Origin of the sequence: Bacteroides sp. 1_1_14 (assembly GCF_000162515.1) — a bacterium.
In the GTDB taxonomy this organism is placed as follows: Bacteria; Bacteroidota; Bacteroidia; order Bacteroidales; family Bacteroidaceae; genus Bacteroides; species Bacteroides thetaiotaomicron.
Genome location: NZ_GG774702.1, coordinates 307,200 through 323,997 on the forward strand (window position 1 = coordinate 307,200; position 16,798 = coordinate 323,997).

At 44.4% G+C, this 16,798-nt stretch carries 13 protein-coding genes and 1 pseudogene; 7 read left to right on the forward strand and 7 right to left on the reverse strand.

All coding sequences use genetic code 11. The features are described 5' to 3' along the window. From HMPREF9007_RS23050 to HMPREF9007_RS23040, 3 genes and pseudogenes are all read left to right on the forward strand, one after another. Positions 1–321 (forward strand): annotated as a pseudogene (locus HMPREF9007_RS23050) (gfo/Idh/MocA family oxidoreductase); the annotation flags it as partial. 37 nt (positions 322–358) lie between these two features. After that, positions 359–1,231: a DUF1080 domain-containing protein gene (locus HMPREF9007_RS23045; protein WP_008759746.1), complete on the forward strand. Its 873-nt coding sequence runs from the start codon at positions 359–361 to the stop codon at positions 1,229–1,231. 139 nt (positions 1,232–1,370) lie between these two features. After that, positions 1,371–2,291, forward strand: coding sequence for a sugar phosphate isomerase/epimerase (locus HMPREF9007_RS23040; protein WP_008759747.1), 921 nt, complete (start codon positions 1,371–1,373; stop codon positions 2,289–2,291). A gap of 68 nt (positions 2,292–2,359) precedes the next feature. Here the strand turns inward: HMPREF9007_RS23040 and HMPREF9007_RS23035 are convergent, their stop codons facing one another. Together HMPREF9007_RS23035 and HMPREF9007_RS23030 are read right to left on the reverse strand one after the other, a co-directional pair. Then, positions 2,360–2,584, reverse strand: coding sequence for a hypothetical protein (locus HMPREF9007_RS23035; protein ID WP_008759748.1), 225 nt, complete (start codon positions 2,582–2,584; stop codon positions 2,360–2,362). Positions 2,585–2,743: 159 nt separating this feature from the next. Continuing rightward, entirely contained in the window at positions 2,744–4,417 is a 1,674-nt protein-coding gene (locus HMPREF9007_RS23030; protein ID WP_008759749.1) for a long-chain fatty acid--CoA ligase, read from the reverse strand. 109 nt (positions 4,418–4,526) lie between these two features. Here HMPREF9007_RS23030 and mtaB point away from each other — a divergent pair, with 109 nt between their 5' ends. Genes mtaB through HMPREF9007_RS23010 form a run of 4 tightly spaced genes read left to right on the forward strand, consistent with a single transcriptional unit; the run spans position 4,527 to position 8,301 of the window. Continuing rightward, positions 4,527–5,858 (forward strand): tRNA (N(6)-L-threonylcarbamoyladenosine(37)-C(2))-methylthiotransferase MtaB, encoded by a 1,332-nt coding sequence (gene mtaB / locus HMPREF9007_RS23025; RefSeq protein ID WP_008759750.1) that lies wholly within the window; start codon positions 4,527–4,529, stop codon positions 5,856–5,858. Then, entirely contained in the window at positions 5,848–6,741 is an 894-nt protein-coding gene (locus HMPREF9007_RS23020) for an acetyltransferase (RefSeq protein WP_008759751.1), read from the forward strand. The genes mtaB and HMPREF9007_RS23020 overlap by 11 nt, the downstream gene beginning before the upstream one ends. A gap of 2 nt (positions 6,742–6,743) precedes the next feature. Beyond that, positions 6,744–7,772, forward strand: a complete 1,029-nt coding sequence (locus HMPREF9007_RS23015) for a glycosyltransferase family 2 protein (protein WP_008759752.1) — start codon at positions 6,744–6,746, stop codon at positions 7,770–7,772. A gap of 4 nt (positions 7,773–7,776) precedes the next feature. Further along, the gene (locus tag HMPREF9007_RS23010; protein WP_008759753.1) at positions 7,777–8,301 is read left to right on the forward strand and encodes a methylglyoxal synthase; all 525 of its coding nucleotides are present in this window, start codon (positions 7,777–7,779) and stop codon (positions 8,299–8,301) included. A gap of 329 nt (positions 8,302–8,630) precedes the next feature. On the opposite strand, the gene folB is transcribed toward HMPREF9007_RS23010, so the two are convergent. The 5 genes from folB to HMPREF9007_RS22985 form a co-directional block, all read right to left on the reverse strand. Beyond that, entirely contained in the window at positions 8,631–8,999 is a 369-nt protein-coding gene (folB, locus tag HMPREF9007_RS23005; RefSeq protein ID WP_008759754.1) for a dihydroneopterin aldolase, read from the reverse strand. A 143-nt stretch (positions 9,000–9,142) separates the two neighbouring features. Further along, on the reverse strand, positions 9,143–10,114 hold the full coding sequence (locus HMPREF9007_RS23000) for a glycosyltransferase family 4 protein (protein WP_008759755.1): 972 nt from the start codon (positions 10,112–10,114) through the stop codon (positions 9,143–9,145). A gap of 94 nt (positions 10,115–10,208) precedes the next feature. After that, a complete protein-coding gene (locus tag HMPREF9007_RS22995) occupies positions 10,209–11,222 on the reverse strand; it encodes an acyltransferase (RefSeq protein WP_008759756.1) in 1,014 nt (337 codons plus the stop codon). Positions 11,223–11,434: 212 nt separating this feature from the next. After that, entirely contained in the window at positions 11,435–14,116 is a 2,682-nt protein-coding gene (locus HMPREF9007_RS22990; protein WP_008759757.1) for a 4-alpha-glucanotransferase, read from the reverse strand. Between the two features lie 131 nt (positions 14,117–14,247). After that, positions 14,248–16,785, reverse strand: coding sequence for an adenosylcobalamin-dependent ribonucleoside-diphosphate reductase (locus HMPREF9007_RS22985; protein ID WP_008759758.1), 2,538 nt, complete (start codon positions 16,783–16,785; stop codon positions 14,248–14,250). Between the last annotated feature and the right edge of the window lie 13 nt (positions 16,786–16,798).

A 16,798-nucleotide genomic window follows, 5' to 3' on the forward strand; every position in this document is an offset into this window, starting at 1 on the left:
GACAAATCCAACCGCGTGATGCCGAAAGCGGATTTCTCCGAATCGGGACCGATGAATGAAATGGTGGTAATGGGTGTATTGGCTATCCGTCTGCAAGGATTGAACAAGACACTGGAATGGGACGGCGCTAATATGTGCTTCACCAATATCGGTGATAATGAAACACTCAGAACCTGCATTAAGGACGGATTTACGATTCATGATGGTCACCCGTCATTCAACAAGACCTGGACAGATCCGATCAACGCGAAACAATTCGCAGCCGAACTGGTGAAACATAACTATCGCGAAGGATGGAATTTGCCTGATATGCCACGATAAGAGGAAATTAAAGATCAAAAAAATAAATTGATATTATATGAAAAAAGTATTTTACCCATTAGCTTGTTGTCTTGCAGCGGGAGTTTTAGTTTCCTGCAGCGGTCAGAAGAAAGCCGGGAGTGCTCAGGAAGAGCAATCGGCAAACGAAGTAGCATTATCATATTCAAAATCATTAAAAGCAGCAGAAATGGATAGCTTGCAATTACCGGTAGATGCGGATGGTTACATCACTATCTTTGACGGCAAAACATTTAATGGATGGCGTGGTTATGGCAAGGACAGAGTTCCTTCCAAGTGGACTATCGAAGACGGTTGCATCAAGTTCAACGGTTCCGGTGGCGGTGAAGCACAGGATGGTGACGGCGGAGACCTGATCTTTGCCCACAAATTCAAAAACTTCGAACTGGAAATGGAATGGAAGGTTTCCAAAGGCGGTAACTCCGGTATCTTCTATTTAGCTCAGGAAGTGACTTCTAAAGATAAGGACGGTAACGACGTGCTCGAACCGATCTATATTTCCGCACCTGAATATCAGGTATTGGACAATGACAATCATCCGGATGCAAAATTGGGTAAAGACAATAACCGTCAGTCGGCTTCTTTATATGACATGATTCCGGCAGTTCCTCAGAATGCGAAACCTTTCGGCGAATGGAACAAGGCTAAGATTATGGTTTATAAAGGTACTGTTGTTCATGGACAGAATGACGAGAATGTACTCGAATACCACTTGTGGACCAAACAATGGACTGACCTCTTGCAAGCCAGCAAATTCAGCCAGGACAAATGGCCGTTGGCTTTCGAACTGCTGAATAATTGCGGTGGTGAAAACCACGAAGGATTTATCGGAATGCAGGATCACGGTGATGACGTTTGGTTCCGCAATATCCGCGTGAAAGTTCTGGACTGATCACATAAATAATTCAAAGATAGGCTGTGTCAAAAGTAACATCAACATGGCATTTAGTTCTGAATGACAGAATGATATGCCCGACGAACTTCTGACACAGCTTTTTTATTTTAATACATGAACCCCTTTATCTACAAACATGAAACTCCAAATAAATCTATGTGCGCTGGCTCTTCTTTTAATGATTTCGTTTACGGCCATGGCACAGTCTAAAACAAAAGCGAAAGCAAAAGCTAAAAAAGAAGTAGCGATTCAACTCTATTCTGTCAGGGATATATTGAATAAGGTAGACAATAAGGACGGCAAATGTGACGCCGCTTATATTACTCTTCTGAAGAACTTGGCGAAAATGGGATATACCAGTGTGGAAGCCGCCAATTATAATAATGGAAAGTTTTACGACAGAACTCCCGACCAATTTAAAAAAGATGTAGAATCTGCCGGACTGAAGGTTTTATCCTCACATTGCACAAGAGGATTGTCGAAAGAAGAATTAGCTTCCGGTGATTTTTCAAGTTCACTTCAATGGTGGGACCAGTGTATTGCTGATCATAAAGCTGCCGGCATGAGTTACATTGTAGCTCCTTGGATGGATGTGCCTAAAACACTTAAGGAGTTGGATACATATTGTGCTTATTACAATGAAATAGGCAAACGTTGTAAACAGCAGGGGATGTCGTTCGGATACCATAATCATGCTCATGAATTTCAGAAGGTAGAAGATAAAGTGATGTATGATTACATGATTGAGCATACCAATCCTGAATATGTTTTCTTCCAGATGGATGTTTATTGGGTAGTTCGCGGACAAAACAGTCCGGTCGATTATTTTAATAAATACCCCGGTCGTTTTAAAATGTTCCATATCAAAGATCACAGAGAAATCGGGCAGAGCGGAATGGTTGGTTTCGACGCTATTTTCAAGAATGCAAAGACAGCTGGTGTGAAGCATCTTGTTGCAGAGATAGAAAGCTACAGCATGCCCGTAGAGAAAAGTGTCGAGGTAAGTCTGGATTATTTGCTGGATGCTCCCTTTGTGAAAAGCTCATACGCTAAATAAGGCATAAAAAAAAGTCTGTGCATGCTTTTAGCATGTCAGACTTTCAATTCTCTCTAGGCTGTTCTGAATTATTCAGCTACAGCTTCAGTTGCAGTGCTATCTGCATTCAAAGAGTCAGCTGCTGCCTGAGCTGCTGCTTGTTCTGCTTCAGCTGCTGCTGCTTCTACAGCTGCGATTGAGTCAGCGATGCGGATAGAATCTTGTTGAGCTTTTGCTGCGTCAGCTGCTTTGTTACCACAAGATGCGAATGATACTGCTACGATAGCTACGGCCATCAAAACTAATTTTTTCATTTTCTTTGCTTTTTAAAAACGTAATACAATCAATTGCTTTATTAAAACGCTGCAAAGTTATGTACTTTTTCAATATGTTGTTCTCGAAAAGCCAACTATTTTTATAATTTTTTTTAGAAGCTTGTTATATTACGCCTTCAATCCATGTTTTAAAACATACTAATCGACAGCTATACTGTTATATAGATACCTTTTGATGCTTCTTTTCGGGGTTTTCTCAAATTCCGTAGGATAAAGCTGAATCTTGCTGACTTTTTCATACGCAGCTACATTATTATTTAAGTTCTTCAGATTTTCATCCATGATGGTTTTCAGGTTATCCGGATTGTTCAATCCGAGAGAATCAAGCGCTTCGTAATCCGCATAGACCAGTGCCACCAGTTTCTTGTTACGTTCGATGACGAGGCTTTCAAGAATGAATGGCAGGTTATTGAGTTTGGCTTCCAGCTCTTCGGGGAAGATGTTCTGTCCGCTCGAACTCAGAATCATGCTTTTGAGTCGTCCGCGAATGAAGATATTTCCGCTGGCGTCCATAGTGCCGAGGTCACCGGTGCGTAGCCAGCCGTCTTCGGTAAACACTTCCTGGGTGGCTTCCGGATTCTTATAATATCCTACCATCACGTTTTCGCCACGTACCTGAATCTCTCCGGTTTCCGCTTCCGGATTCTCTTTGTAGATGCGTGCCTCCATGATATCCAGCACTTTGCCGGAAGAGCCTAAAATAAATTCATTCCAGGGAGCATAGCTGATCAGTGGTCCGCACTCGGTCATACCATAACCGATGGTGAAAGGGAACTTTATTTTGTAGAAGAACTCTTCCACTTCCTGATTCATGGCAGCGCCTCCGATGATGATTTCTTTGAAACGTCCGCCTAAGGCGTCTATCAGTTTTTTCCGTATCTGATTATAAATCTGGGTGTCGAGCAAAGGAATGTTTAATGCCCATTTCATACCTTTCTTATTAATGAGCGGCTGAATGACATTTTTATATATTTTCTCGATGACCAGCGGAACAGTGATGATCAGGTTCGGTTTTACCTCCTCAAAAGCTTTCATGATAATTTTGGGAGAAGGCGTTTTACCGAGCAGGGTGACATGAGTTCCGACGGCAGTTGCAGTCAGAAAGTCGAAAGCGCAACCGTAGGCGTGTGCCAGTGGCAGGAAAGAAAGCACTTTATCTCCTTTTTTAAGTAACTCGGTGCGGATGCCGAAAGTGACATTGCCGGCAAGATTGTTGCCCGTCAACATTACCCCTTTGCTGAAGCCGGTAGTTCCCGATGTGTAGTTCAACAGCATTACCTTATCATTGGATAACGTAGTGTATTGAATGTCCTCGCGCGTGAATCCTTTCGGATAGGCGGCGTACATTTCATCATTGAGGTGTACCAGAAACTTCTGAATAGTTTCTCCGTCCCGCTGATAGAGGCAGCGGAAGTCGGTGAGCGAAAAAACTCCGCGCAGTCCGGTCAGCTTTTCTTCTTCCAGGCTTTCCCAGATGCTGTCACTGGTAAAGAGGAAAACGGACTCGGAATGGTTGACGATATGATGCACATCGTTGGGCGTAAAGTCTTGCAGGATAGGGACGATGATGGCTCCGTAGGTGATGGTTGCCATGTAGGCGATGCACCAGTGGGCATTATTTTTGCCGATAACGGCTATTTTATCTCCTCTACGCAGGCTGCAGTGTTTGAAGAGCAGGTGCATACGGGCGATTTCTCCGGCTACCTGGCCATAAGTATAATGAACGGATTCACCATAATCGGTATAGCAAGGTAAATCCCAATTTTCCCGAAAACTATTTTCGTATAGTTTAATGAAATTCTCTTTAATCATTGCACGTTTTTTAGTGAATTGTGCAAAAATAGGAATAAACTTTCGTATCCTAAAGTGTTTTACTAATAATAATGTGTAACTTTGCAGGAAATATGCGTTATAACAGATTATGATAGATACCACTGTATTTCAAAATAAGACAGCCGTTTATTATACGTTAGGCTGCAAATTGAACTTTTCAGAGACTTCAACTATCGGCAAAATCCTGCGGGAGGCAGGAGTCCGGACTGCACGTAAAGGGGAAAAAGCAGACATCTGTGTAGTAAATACTTGTTCGGTGACGGAGATGGCAGACAAGAAATGTCGTCAGGCTATTCATCGGTTGGTCAAGCAGCATCCCGGAGCTTTTGTGGTAGTGACCGGATGTTACGCGCAGTTGAAACCCGGCGACGTGGCAAAGATAAAAGGAGTAGATGTAGTGCTGGGTGCCGAGCAGAAAGGAGACTTGTTGCAGTATCTCGGCGACCTCCATAAGCATGAAGAGGGAGAGGCATTTACTACCACCACCAAAGATATCCGTTCGTTTTCTCCTTCGTGTTCACGGGGCGACCGTACTCGTTTCTTCCTGAAAGTACAAGACGGATGCGATTATTTCTGTTCTTATTGTACCATTCCTTTTGCCCGTGGACGCAGCCGTAACGGTACTGTTGCCTCTATGGTGGAGCAGGCAAGGCAGGCTGCTGCCGAAGGCGGAAAAGAGATCGTACTGACAGGCGTGAATATCGGCGATTTTGGTAAGACTACCGGTGAGACTTTCTTTGATCTGGTGAAAGCGCTGGATCAGGTGGAAGGCATCGAACGTTACCGCATTTCCTCTATCGAGCCCAATCTGCTGACTGATGAAATCATTGAGTTCGTTTCCCGTTCCCGTAGATTTATGCCTCATTTTCATATCCCGTTGCAATCCGGTTGCGATGAAGTGCTGAAATTGATGCGCCGTCGTTATGATACGGCTCTTTTTGCCTCTAAAGTAAAGAAAATCAAGGAAGTGATGCCGGATGCCTTTGTCGGAGTCGATGTGATTGTAGGTACTCGCGGAGAGACGGAAGAGTATTTTGAACAGGCTTATCAGTTTATTTCCGGACTGGATGTGACACAGTTGCATGTGTTCAGCTACTCCGAACGTCCGGGGACGCAGGCCCTGAAGATAGATTATGTGGTTTCGCCGGAAGAGAAACATCAGCGCAGCCAGCGCTTGCTGACACTTTCTGATGAAAAGACACGGGTTTTCTATACCCGTCACATCGGGCAGACCATGCAGGTATTGATGGAAAAATCAAAAGCAGGTACGCCGATGCACGGGTTTACCGCTAACTATATCCGCGTAGAAGTGGAGAATGACGAATCATTGGACAATCAGATGATTAACGTCCGACTGGGAGAATTTAATGAAGACATGACAGCGCTTAAAGGCACAATTCTGATGAATTATGAAGTCTAGATTTATCTATTGGCTGGTATATAGCGGGATGTGGCTGTTTTCGGCGCTTCCCTTCCGGATATTGTATTTACTTTCGGATTTCAATTACCTGTTGATGTACCGTATAGGGAGGTATCGCCGGAAAGTAGTACGGGAGAATCTGAAGAAATCATTTCCCGAAAAAGACAAGAAAGAAAGGCTGCAGATCGAACGCCGTTTCTATCGTTACCTTTCCGACTATATGCTTGAAGACTTGAAAATGCTTCATATGTCACCCGAAGACCTTTATAAGCGGATGACTTATAAGAATACGGAACAATATCTGGAACTGACCGAGAAATATGGCGGAATCATCGTAATGATTCCTCATTATGCCAATTATGAATGGCTGATCGGGATGGGATCTATTATGAAACCGGGTGATGTACCGATGCAAGTCTATAAACCTCTGAAAGATAAATACTTGAACGAATTGTTTCAGCGCATCCGTTCCCGCTTCGGAGGATATAACGTTCCGAAACATTCTACGGCACGCGAAATTATCAAGTTGAAGCGCGAAGGCAAAAAGATGGTTGTCGGTCTGATTACTGACCAGTGGCCCAGCGGAAACGAAAAATACTGGACTACTTTTTTGGGGCAGGAAACCGCCTTTCTGAATGGTGCGGAGCGCATTGCGAAAATGATGAACTTCCCTGTGTTCTATTGTGATCTGACAAAACCCGGCAGAGGGTATTGCGTAGCTGAGTTTAAGCTGATGACAGAGAAACCGAAGGAGACGGGTGAAGGAGAAATTACGGAAATGTTTGCTGATTATCTGGAACAGACGATTCGCAGGGAACCGGCTTATTGGCTGTGGTCTCATAAACGTTGGAAAGCGTCTAAGGCTGAATGTGAAAGGGGGTAAGGATGAAAGTGTCAGTGGTTATTCTGAATTGGAACGGGTGCGATATGCTTCGTACTTTTCTTCCGTCCGTGATCCGCTATTCGAAGAGCGAAGAAGTAGAAGTCTGTGTGGCCGACAATGGCTCTACGGATGCTTCTGTGGAAATGCTTCGGGAAGAATTTCCTTGTGTCCGGATCATTGTGCTGGATCAGAATCATGGATTCGCAGATGGATATAACCTGGCTTTGCAGCAGGTAGAAGCGGAGTATGTGGTACTTCTGAATTCTGATGTTGAGGTGACCGAACATTGGCTTGAACCGATGATCTCCTATCTTGATGGCCATCCGGAGGTAGCTGCCTGTCAGCCGAAAATCCGTAGCCAGCGGCAAAAAGAGTATTTTGAATATGCCGGAGCAGCCGGAGGATTTATAGATAAGTACGGCTATCCGTTCTGTCGTGGACGTATAATGGGAGTGGTTGAAAAGGATGAGGGACAGTATGATACGATCCTGCCAGTTTTCTGGGCAACGGGAGCCGCCCTGTTTATCCGTCATGCGGATTATCGTGAGGCGGGCGGACTGGACGGACGTTTCTTTGCCCACATGGAAGAGATTGATTTATGCTGGCGACTACGTTCCCGTGGTCGGGAAATCGTTTGCATTCCTCAAAGTACGGTCTATCACGTCGGTGGTGCAACTCTGAAAAAGGAGAATCCCCGCAAGACTTTTTTGAATTTTCGTAATAATCTTGTCATGCTCTATAAGAATCTTTCGGACGAAGAGTTAAATAAAGTGATGCGTATCCGGACTTGTCTCGATTACGTGGCTGCATTCACATTTCTGCTGAAGGGGCAGTTGGACAACGCCCGTGCGGTGATGCGTGCCCGGAAAGAATATAAACAGATTTGTCCTTCATTTTCTTCTTCCCGTAAAGAAAACTTAAGAAAAACTTCTTTGAATCCAATCCCTGAACGGATAAAAAGTAGTATCTTGTGGCAGTTTTATGTGGGAGGGTGCAAAAGATTCTCTCAATTGTCGGATTTAAAAGGATAACAAAATGGAACCAAAAGTAAGGAGAGGCATCGGGCTGGTAGCACATGATGCCATGAAAAAAGACCTCATCGAATGGGTGCTGTGGAACTCGGAACTGTTGATGGGAAATAAATTCTATTGTACAGGTACTACAGGTACTCTGATTCTGGAAGCACTGAAGGAGAAGCATCCTGAAGTGGAGTGGGACTTCACAATTCTGAAATCCGGTCCTTTGGGAGGTGACCAGCAGATGGGATCGCGTATTGTGGACGGTCAGATTGATTATCTATTCTTTTTCACTGACCCTATGACTTTGCAGCCACATGATACGGATGTTAAAGCATTAACCCGACTGGCCGGTGTTGAGAACATCGTTTTCTGTTGTAATCGTTCTACGGCGGATCATATCATTTCCAGCCCTCTGTTTATGGATCCCGATTACGAACGTACCCATCCGGACTATTCCAGTTATACGAAACGGTTCGAAAACAAATCCGTGGTAACGGAAGCTGTAGAATCGGTAAATAAAAGAAAAAGAAAGAAGAGATAGGTCGTTATAGACTGAAAATATGATAGTGTGAGGCTGCTTCAAGTAGAAATGAGGCAGCCTTACTTGTGCCATGCCTTTGGCACGACGATGCCACGCCTTTGGCACAACTGTGCCATGCCCTTGTCACAACTGTTTCCAAGCCTTTGTCACAACTGTGCCACACCCTTGTCACAACCGTGACACTCCTTTGGCATAACTGTGCCCATTACTTGGCACAAGCGGAATGATAGGGTGTTGTAAATAAGTTGACCGGATGTGGCAGTCCGGATGATAGGATGACAGACCAATGTGCTTCTTGATAATAACACAAACTGATAAAGCAAAGGTACTTATCTGCTGCAATGCAGTTCTACTCCGGCTGAGTCGATGTCTGCTCCCATAGGCGGATTCCGTTTGGAAAGACGAAGTTCTATTTCTTCAATGGCAGGAAATTCTGCCAGTAGTCTTTTAGCTATTCGTCCGCATACGTGTTCCAGCAACTTCGACGGGATGGACATTTCAGCTTTCACGGCTTCGTGTATTTCGGCATAGTTGACCGTATCCACCACGTCGTCTGTTTGAATAGCCTGACTGATATCTACCTTCAACTTCAAGTTGATAATATACTCATTTCCAATGATATTCTCTTGGGGGGCTACTCCATGATAAGCGAAGCAGCAGATGTCTTTCAGCAAAATATAGCTGTTGTTTATCTTCATATCTTTTGTTTTCTAAAAAAGTAAAGGTAAGGCTTTATTTCTTTTTATAAAGTGTTTTCGATCATTTTTGTTCGCTTATTAAATGAATGAAAGGCTTTATAAATGAGATTTTACTCATCAGCTATGTAATTCAACTGCCATTTTTAGTCCCATGGAAGACGTCGTGCGATATCTATAATATGGGGGACTTCTTTATTCAAAGGTTCGCCGTTCAGTACAGTTTCATATTTCTTTAAATAAGCTTCTGCCATGACACTTGAATTGAATAGATCTCTGGCATATTCGTGGCAGACTTTCGGAGAATATTGTGCTGACTGTATATGTTCGGCCATTTCCTGTCCGTGAGCGGTCAGAAAACCGACTTCCGGTGAAACGAGTTCGGGAAGCGCACCGTAGGGAGTACCGAATACGGGAGCTCCGAAGTATAAGGATTCGGTGATTGCAAGTCCGAAAGGTTCGTGCCATGTAACGGGGAAAATAAGCCCTTTTGACTGCTCAATAATAACTTTTTTCTTTGAATCATCTACCATTCCATGAAAATGAATCCGTGGATTCCATGTGAATCGGAAGCCCATTTTGAGATTGAGGCGATAACCGCCTAAAACGTCCAGTTGTGCGTTCTTGATGCTTTGGACAACGGCGATAGCTCCTTTGATATTTTTGACCTTCCAGGCTGCTTTGCCTAGAAAATGGTAGTTTTTTCTGGAAAGGGTGAGGTTGGCGGGACCGTAGTCATCCCAGTCCAGTCCATTGTAAACGAATGATTCGCTTCCAAGTCTTTGTGCATGATTACGTGAGACAAAAACGATGTTCCGGTCTGCGTTGGCCGGGATTCCATTGCCGTGTATGGTCAGTAAGTGCGGCTTGGTGATTCCTTCGGGAACGGGAATGTTGAAATGTACGATGTCCGCGTCTGTGGGGATTTGGGTGTTCAGATTTACGCTAGGGTCCAGTTCTATCACTTTAGCGAAAGGGCAGGAGGAACCTTTTCCTGCGATGAAGGTGACTTTGTGTCCGCGCTTATTGAGTTCTTTACCCAGATACCACATTACTCTTTGAGTTCCGCCGTATTTTATAGATGGAATTTTATCTCCTAAGACAATCGTTATATTCATTTGTTCTCGGTCTATAGTTCTTTGGAACAAAAGTAGTAAATTATTTGATAATTAAACTTAGAGTTAAGAAAAGTTTGGCTTGCACAATGTTTTATTATTTGACTTTTAATAAATCCTTTTGTGCCACCAACTGTGGAATTATCTTAAGCAGGATAGGGGTAAAGAGAATGCAGATGGTCAATGTCAGCAGGAGCAGTGCGCTTGCTTCTGCCCAGTCGTTATGAATATAATGCGAAACGACCGGTCTTGTAAAGTGAATAATCGGTCCATGAATACTGAGTGTGATAATGGAATATCGCCCCAGATAAGAAACGATGCTTATTCTTTTTATTTTCTTACAGATCAGCATAATCATAAAGATTCCGGCAAATGCGGCAATGTATACCTGGAATATGTTGCCGGGATAATTGTTGGTCCGCATACCCGGCGTGGTGGCGGTGAAGTACATTACGACCAGTGCCAGCAGGACAAATGAGGGAATAATCTTGTCGAACCGATGACTGGGGAACAGGAAGAAATTATATCGGCGAACCCAGAAACCTGCCACATAGAAGGGAAGGGCAGTCATGGCAACGTCTATATACAAAGGAAGTTCGATGTGAAATTTGCCCAGGAAGAATCCTGTGCATCCGATCAGTAACGTTGCTGCAAACATCAGAGATAAATGCTTGTCACGCAGATAATGAATCAGATAGAACAGGATATTGCAGTTGAACAGAGCAAGCAGAAACCAGATGGGAGGATTGAACTTGATGAGGTCGTGCCCGTGAAAGACAAACAGTAATTCTCTCCATGACACAGGGAGATGGAAAGTTCCCGGTGCAATCTTCCATACAATGTATTTTAGTAGAAAGGCGCTGACGTAGAAGAAGATAAAGGGAATGATTAGCTTATTGGTCTTTCGGATAATGAACCCGTATAATCCTTCATAAGGCTTGAAGAAAATTCCTGATATAAAGAAATAGAGAGGCATGCGAAAGCAGGATAGCATGGAATGCTTGTCAAGTTGGTCGAAAGCGCCTCCGATATGCGCCATCACTACCAGAATAATGCAGACTCCCTTGGTTAAGTCCACAAAATCAATACGCCGATGCTGATTGTCTCCCATTTATTTTGCGTTGCGTTTTTGCGTTGCAAAGATACTTGATTAATTGGAAAAAACGGAATGAAGGAAGATAAAGAATTGCCGCATGGGAGAGAAACGGAGGTGTCAAAACTATCAGTTGATTTTATTCAGGCACAGATGACACGGATTTACAGTTTTAAGAGATTATAGGTCTAAAAAACGTGTTAATCCGTGTCACCCGTGCCTAAAGATATTTATTTCTTGGGAGCTCTGCCGGTGTATTTTATTAGCTCACGTATCTTGTCATTGAGTGCTTCTGCTTTCATCAACTGTTCCAGAGTGAGGTGCATCCGGTAACGCCAATAATTGCGCGGATTGGCTGGTACATTAATCCGTTCTTCCTGCACATTCGGATTTCTCCATTTGCCATCAATGCTCAGCCAGTCTTGCAGGGACAGAATACAAAGTATGGAATTGCTTTTCAGATGATTGCGCACCACTTCTTCGCACAATTCGGGAGTGGCGACTGTCGGTGCGGTTCCGTAATGCCCCAGCATCGTGTTGTAGTAACGCTGTGTCTGCAGGTAATCTTCTTCCCACCAGCCTCGCAAAGTAGACATATCATGAGTGGAGATGGTACAAACCGACCGGTATGGGTATTCATTTAAATATCCGAACTCGTGCATCGGATTCTTTGGCATCCGCTGAATCTCCAGGCTGAGGATACGAAGATCATTCATGACGGACGAAACACAATCCGGAATCATACCCAGGTCTTCTCCGCAAACCAGCATACGTGTCGATTGTGTCAGTTGCGGTAGTTTCTTCATAGCCTGTTGGCGCCAGAACTCGTTGTGGCGGTGATAATAATACTGGTCATACAGTCTGTTAAACGCATTCTGCTCCTGTTCATTGAGTGAACGGAAGATGAAATCGCGTTGTATTCCGATGCGCGGATGATATTTATCTTTTTCTTTCGTGTCCGGTACAAAAAGAACATCACTGATCAAAGTGTATAGTCCATCCCGAATCCAAAGACTGTTTTCATCATTCTTTCCTGCAAAGAAACTCTCCACTTCCCGTTGGGTGGTGAACTCCGGTTTCATGTGATAAACACCGGGTGTTTCGGCAGGAAGCAGAAAAGTCTGTTTCACATAATCGGTATGCGGACCGAATACTTGCCCGAGGAAGGATTCATGAATATATGGAATCAAATATTCTTCCCGAAAGGGGAGACCGTAACTTTCGATTTCCTCCCGACTCATAGGGATGGAGGGAATGAACTGTCCGAGTAATCCGTGTACGGCATGCATCGGGATTTCCCAGATACGGAAGAAACCGAGGATGTGGTCAATCCGGTAAGCGTCGAAGTACTCTGACATTTTTTGGAAACGCTTCATCCACCAGCGGTAGCCGTCCTTTTCCATGACGTCCCAGTTGTACGTGGGGAATCCCCAGTTTTGTCCGTTCACCGAGAAATCATCGGGAGGGGCGCCCGCCTGCCCGTTGAGATTGAAGTAATAAGGTTCGGTCCATGCTTCCACACTGTTACGGCTGATGCCGATAGGGATATCTCCTTTGAGTACGACACCGTGTTCGCGGGCGTATTTCGTAGCGGCTACCAATTGCAGGTGCAGGTGAAACTGGATATAATAATAAAGTGCGATGTGCGGGTAATCTACAGATTCCGGCCGGCACATCTTCTCTATATCTTGTGCATTATAAACGGAATGTCTGGGCCATTCACGGAAATTAGGTGTCTGAAAGGCATCGCGCAGGTAGCTGAAAACAGCGTAAGGTTGCAGCCATTCCTTGTTGGCATTAAAGAATTCGCCGAACTCTCCGGAGGCTAATACTTTTTCTCCTTCCTGCTTGAAGATCAGTCGGAAGTATTCCCATTTCGTTTGGTTGACAGCTTCATAATCCATCGCCGGCAGGCCGTTGAGTTCTTTCTGTTTTTTGTTGAACTTCGCTGCGGCTGACTTGTCTTTCAGTGTTCCCATCTGCTTTATATCTGCATACATCGGGTGGAAAGCATAAATGGAGATACTATTATATGGATAAGAATCGGTCCACGCATGAGTCATGGTCGTATCATTGATCGGTAATATCTGTATAACCTTTTGTTGGGTACTTACAGCCCAGTCAATCATGCGTTTCAAATCTCCGAAATCTCCTACTCCGAAACTGTTCTCTGATTTCAGTGAAAAGACTGGGATGGCTATACCGGCCCCTTTCCATACCGGAATATCGAAATATGCATATCGGTCGGAGATGACCAGCGTCTCATTTGTTTTCAGTTCCGGGTCGGCAAGATAGCGGTTGGGGTTATTTTCCCAGCAGTCCGCTTTCTTTTCTTCTTTATGGTAAAGGATGAATTTGTATTCCAGCGGGAATTTCAGCTTACTTGCATCCAGCTCGATCTGCCATTCCGGAAAGTTGGCATCGCTCATGGGAATCGCTTTGTCCGGGTCCCAGTTTCCCAATGCTTTCTGATTTCCGCAAATAGCCAGGCAATAGTCTTTGTTGATGCGTGGGGCGTATGCCTTGATGACCAGCCCTTTTCTGTGACAAGGCGGAATTTCAGCTCTGTCGGGATGGGCTAACAAGGCTTCCGTGAAGGCCGAACTGTAGTAATACAATTGTTCGGGGATATTTTTCCAGCAGTCTTTAATCTGATACTTCTTTTTAGAGTTACCGGATAAAAAGAGACGTCTCGGAAAACTGTCCCATTCTTTGCGGATGATAATTTGGTTTTGTTCTATCTGATAGCTGTAATTGATAGTCATTCCTTCTTTAGGAACTTCCAGTTCCACGTCTGCCGTCCAGTATATGCCGTCTGTGGTATGCATGGGGATCGACTCCGGCAGCAGTCCGGCAATCCTGACTTCTTCTCCCCAACTGGTACGATATTCGATGTTAAATGATACAGTCATATATATTAGATTTTGATTAGACACTAATGACTATGCAAGTATAAGACATTTTTTTGAATAAAAAATAAAAGGAGCCATATTAGGACTCCTTTTAATCTTTTGTTTATATATTAATTAACATACGTCACATGTTAACCGCATCTGGAAGCACCACAAGTGGTACAGATCAGACAGCCTTCCTGATAGACCAAAGTTTCATTACCGCAATTCGGGCATTTCTTTCCTTTGGCTTCCGTTCCGTCCTGAATATATTTCTTCAATGCACGTTCTACACCGTTCTTCCAAGTGTTGATGCTCTCGCTGTTCAGTTGCAGAGAACCTACCAGCTTGATAACCTGCTCGATCGGCATCCGGTAACGGAGTACACCGGAGATCAGCTTCGCATAGTTCCAGTATTCCTTGTTGAACTTCTCTGACAATCCTTCGATAGTCGTCTTATATCCACGTTTATTTTCGAACTGGAAGTCGTAACGCTTGGTTCCATCCTCGTCTATATTCTTGATAATACGTCCGCTGGTTACGCTTTTCGGCAACAGGATACCTTCATCGTCATCCTGCAAACCGGTGAATATCTCGTAAGGATGTCCATCCAGCAGTCCTACAAAAGCCACCCATTTCTCTTTGTTATTCTGGAAACGAACCACGTCGGCTTCCAGTATTCTTGGGCGTGTTTCTACTACCGTAGGCGGTTTGCAAGGAGGAAGAGTTTCTTTCTTATCCGATTTGGTTGAAATCAATACTCCGGAACGTGAGCCGTCGCGGTATACCGTACATCCTTTGCAACCGGATTTCCATGCTTCTACATACAGGCGGTTGACAAGATCCTCGTCTACATCGTTCGGCAGGTTGATGGTTACGCTGATAGAGTGGTCTACCCATTTTTGGATTCTTCCCTGCATCTTTACTTTCATCAACCAGTCTACGTCATTGGAAGTCGCTTTATAATAAGGTGACTTAGCCACCAGCTCGTCAATCTCTTCCTGCGAATAACGCTTGGCGGGATCGTATCCGTTAGCTTCCATCCATGTCACGAATTTATGATGGAATACGATATATTCTTCGAATGCGTCGCCTGTCTCGTCAACAAAGTCAACGTGTACATTCGTATCGTTCGGGTTTACTTTTCTTCTGCGCTTGTAAACGGGCAGGAAGACCGGTTCGATACCGGAAGTCGTCTGTGTCATCAGACTGGTTGTTCCTGTAGGAGCAATCGTCAGACATGCAATATTACGACGGCCATATTTCTTCATTTCTGCATACAGTTCCGGGTCAGCTTCGGCAAGACGCTGAATGAACGGATTGTTCTGTTCGCGCTCATTGCTGTATATTTCGAAAGCACCGCGTTCTTTTGCCATTTCAACCGAAGAACGATAGGCACCGAGGGCCACTGTCTTATGTACTTTTTCAGAGAATTCGGTTGCTTCTTCGGTTCCGTAGCGCAGACCTAAAGCAGCAAGCATATCGCCTTCCGCAGTGATTCCCACACCTGTACGGCGACCTTGACCGCTCTTCTTATATATCTTGTTCCACAAGTTGCGTTCGGCATGTTTTACCTCTTCGCCTTCCGGGTCTTGATCGATCTTTTCCATGATACGTTCGATCTTCTCCAGTTCGAGGTCGATGATGTCGTCCATGATGCGTTGAGCCAGCGCAACGTGTTTTTTGAACAGTTCGAAATCAAAATAGGCATCCGGTTTAAACGGATTTACTACATAAGAATATAGATTGATAGCCAGCAGACGGCAAGAGTCATAAGGACACAATGGAATTTCACCGCATGGATTGGTAGATACAGTCTTATAACCTAAATCTGCGTAGCAATCGGGCACAGATTCACGGATAATCGTATCCCAGAATAAAACACCGGGTTCTGCCGATTTCCATGCATTGTGCACAATCTTCTTCCATAATGTGGAAGCATCTATTTCTTTAGTGGTAGTCGGATTTGCCGATTCAATCGGATATTGTTGTATATAAGGTTTCTCGTCAACTGCCGCCTGCATGAAAGCGTCGTCCAGCTTTACGGAAACATTGGCTCCGGTAACTTTTCCTTCCGTCATTTTAGCGTCGATGAAGGCTTCCGAATCCGGATGCTTGATAGACACACTCAGCATCAGTGCACCACGACGACCGTCCTGAGCTACTTCGCGGGTAGAGTTGGAATAACGTTCCATGAACGGAACGAGACCAGTGGAAGTCAATGCCGAATTTTTAACGGGAGAACCTTTCGGGCGGATGTGAGACAAGTCATGACCTACTCCTCCACGTCTTTTCATGAGCTGTACTTGTTCCTCGTCGATTTTGATGATAGCGCCATAAGAGTCTGCTGCGCCGTCTACCCCGATTACGAAGCAGTTGGATAGTGAAGCGACCTGATAGTCATTACCGATACCCGTCATCGGGCTTCCTTGCGGAACGATGTACTTAAAATGATCCAGCAGATCATACAGTTCCTTTGCTGTCAGTGCATTCGGATACTTTGCCTCGATACGTGCTACTTCATTGGCAATTCTCCAATGCATATCTTCCGGAGATTTTTCATAGATGTTTCCGAAAGAATCCTTTACTGCGTACTTGTTTACCCAAACCCTTGCAGCAAGCTCGTCGCCTTGAAAATATCGTAAAGATTCTTCGTAGGCTTCGTCATAAGAATAAATTTGTTTTTCCACGATCCAATGTGTC

Coding starts and splice junctions, on each gene's coding strand:
- HMPREF9007_RS23015 (WP_008759752.1), top strand. CDS start 6,744: ATGAAAGTGTCAGTGGTTATTCTGAATTGGAACGGGTGCGATATGCTT.
- HMPREF9007_RS23040 (WP_008759747.1), top strand. CDS start 1,371: ATGAAACTCCAAATAAATCTATGTGCGCTGGCTCTTCTTTTAATGATT.
- HMPREF9007_RS23035 (WP_008759748.1), bottom strand. CDS start 2,584: ATGAAAAAATTAGTTTTGATGGCCGTAGCTATCGTAGCAGTATCATTC.
- HMPREF9007_RS23030 (WP_008759749.1), bottom strand. CDS start 4,417: ATGATTAAAGAGAATTTCATTAAACTATACGAAAATAGTTTTCGGGAA.
- folB (WP_008759754.1), bottom strand. CDS start 8,999: ATGAAGATAAACAACAGCTATATTTTGCTGAAAGACATCTGCTGCTTC.
- HMPREF9007_RS22990 (WP_008759757.1), bottom strand. CDS start 14,116: ATGACTGTATCATTTAACATCGAATATCGTACCAGTTGGGGAGAAGAA.
- HMPREF9007_RS22995 (WP_008759756.1), bottom strand. CDS start 11,222: ATGGGAGACAATCAGCATCGGCGTATTGATTTTGTGGACTTAACCAAG.
- mtaB (WP_008759750.1), top strand. CDS start 4,527: ATGATAGATACCACTGTATTTCAAAATAAGACAGCCGTTTATTATACG.
- HMPREF9007_RS23045 (WP_008759746.1), top strand. CDS start 359: ATGAAAAAAGTATTTTACCCATTAGCTTGTTGTCTTGCAGCGGGAGTT.
- HMPREF9007_RS23020 (WP_008759751.1), top strand. CDS start 5,848: ATGAAGTCTAGATTTATCTATTGGCTGGTATATAGCGGGATGTGGCTG.
- HMPREF9007_RS23010 (WP_008759753.1), top strand. CDS start 7,777: ATGGAACCAAAAGTAAGGAGAGGCATCGGGCTGGTAGCACATGATGCC.
- HMPREF9007_RS23000 (WP_008759755.1), bottom strand. CDS start 10,114: ATGAATATAACGATTGTCTTAGGAGATAAAATTCCATCTATAAAATAC.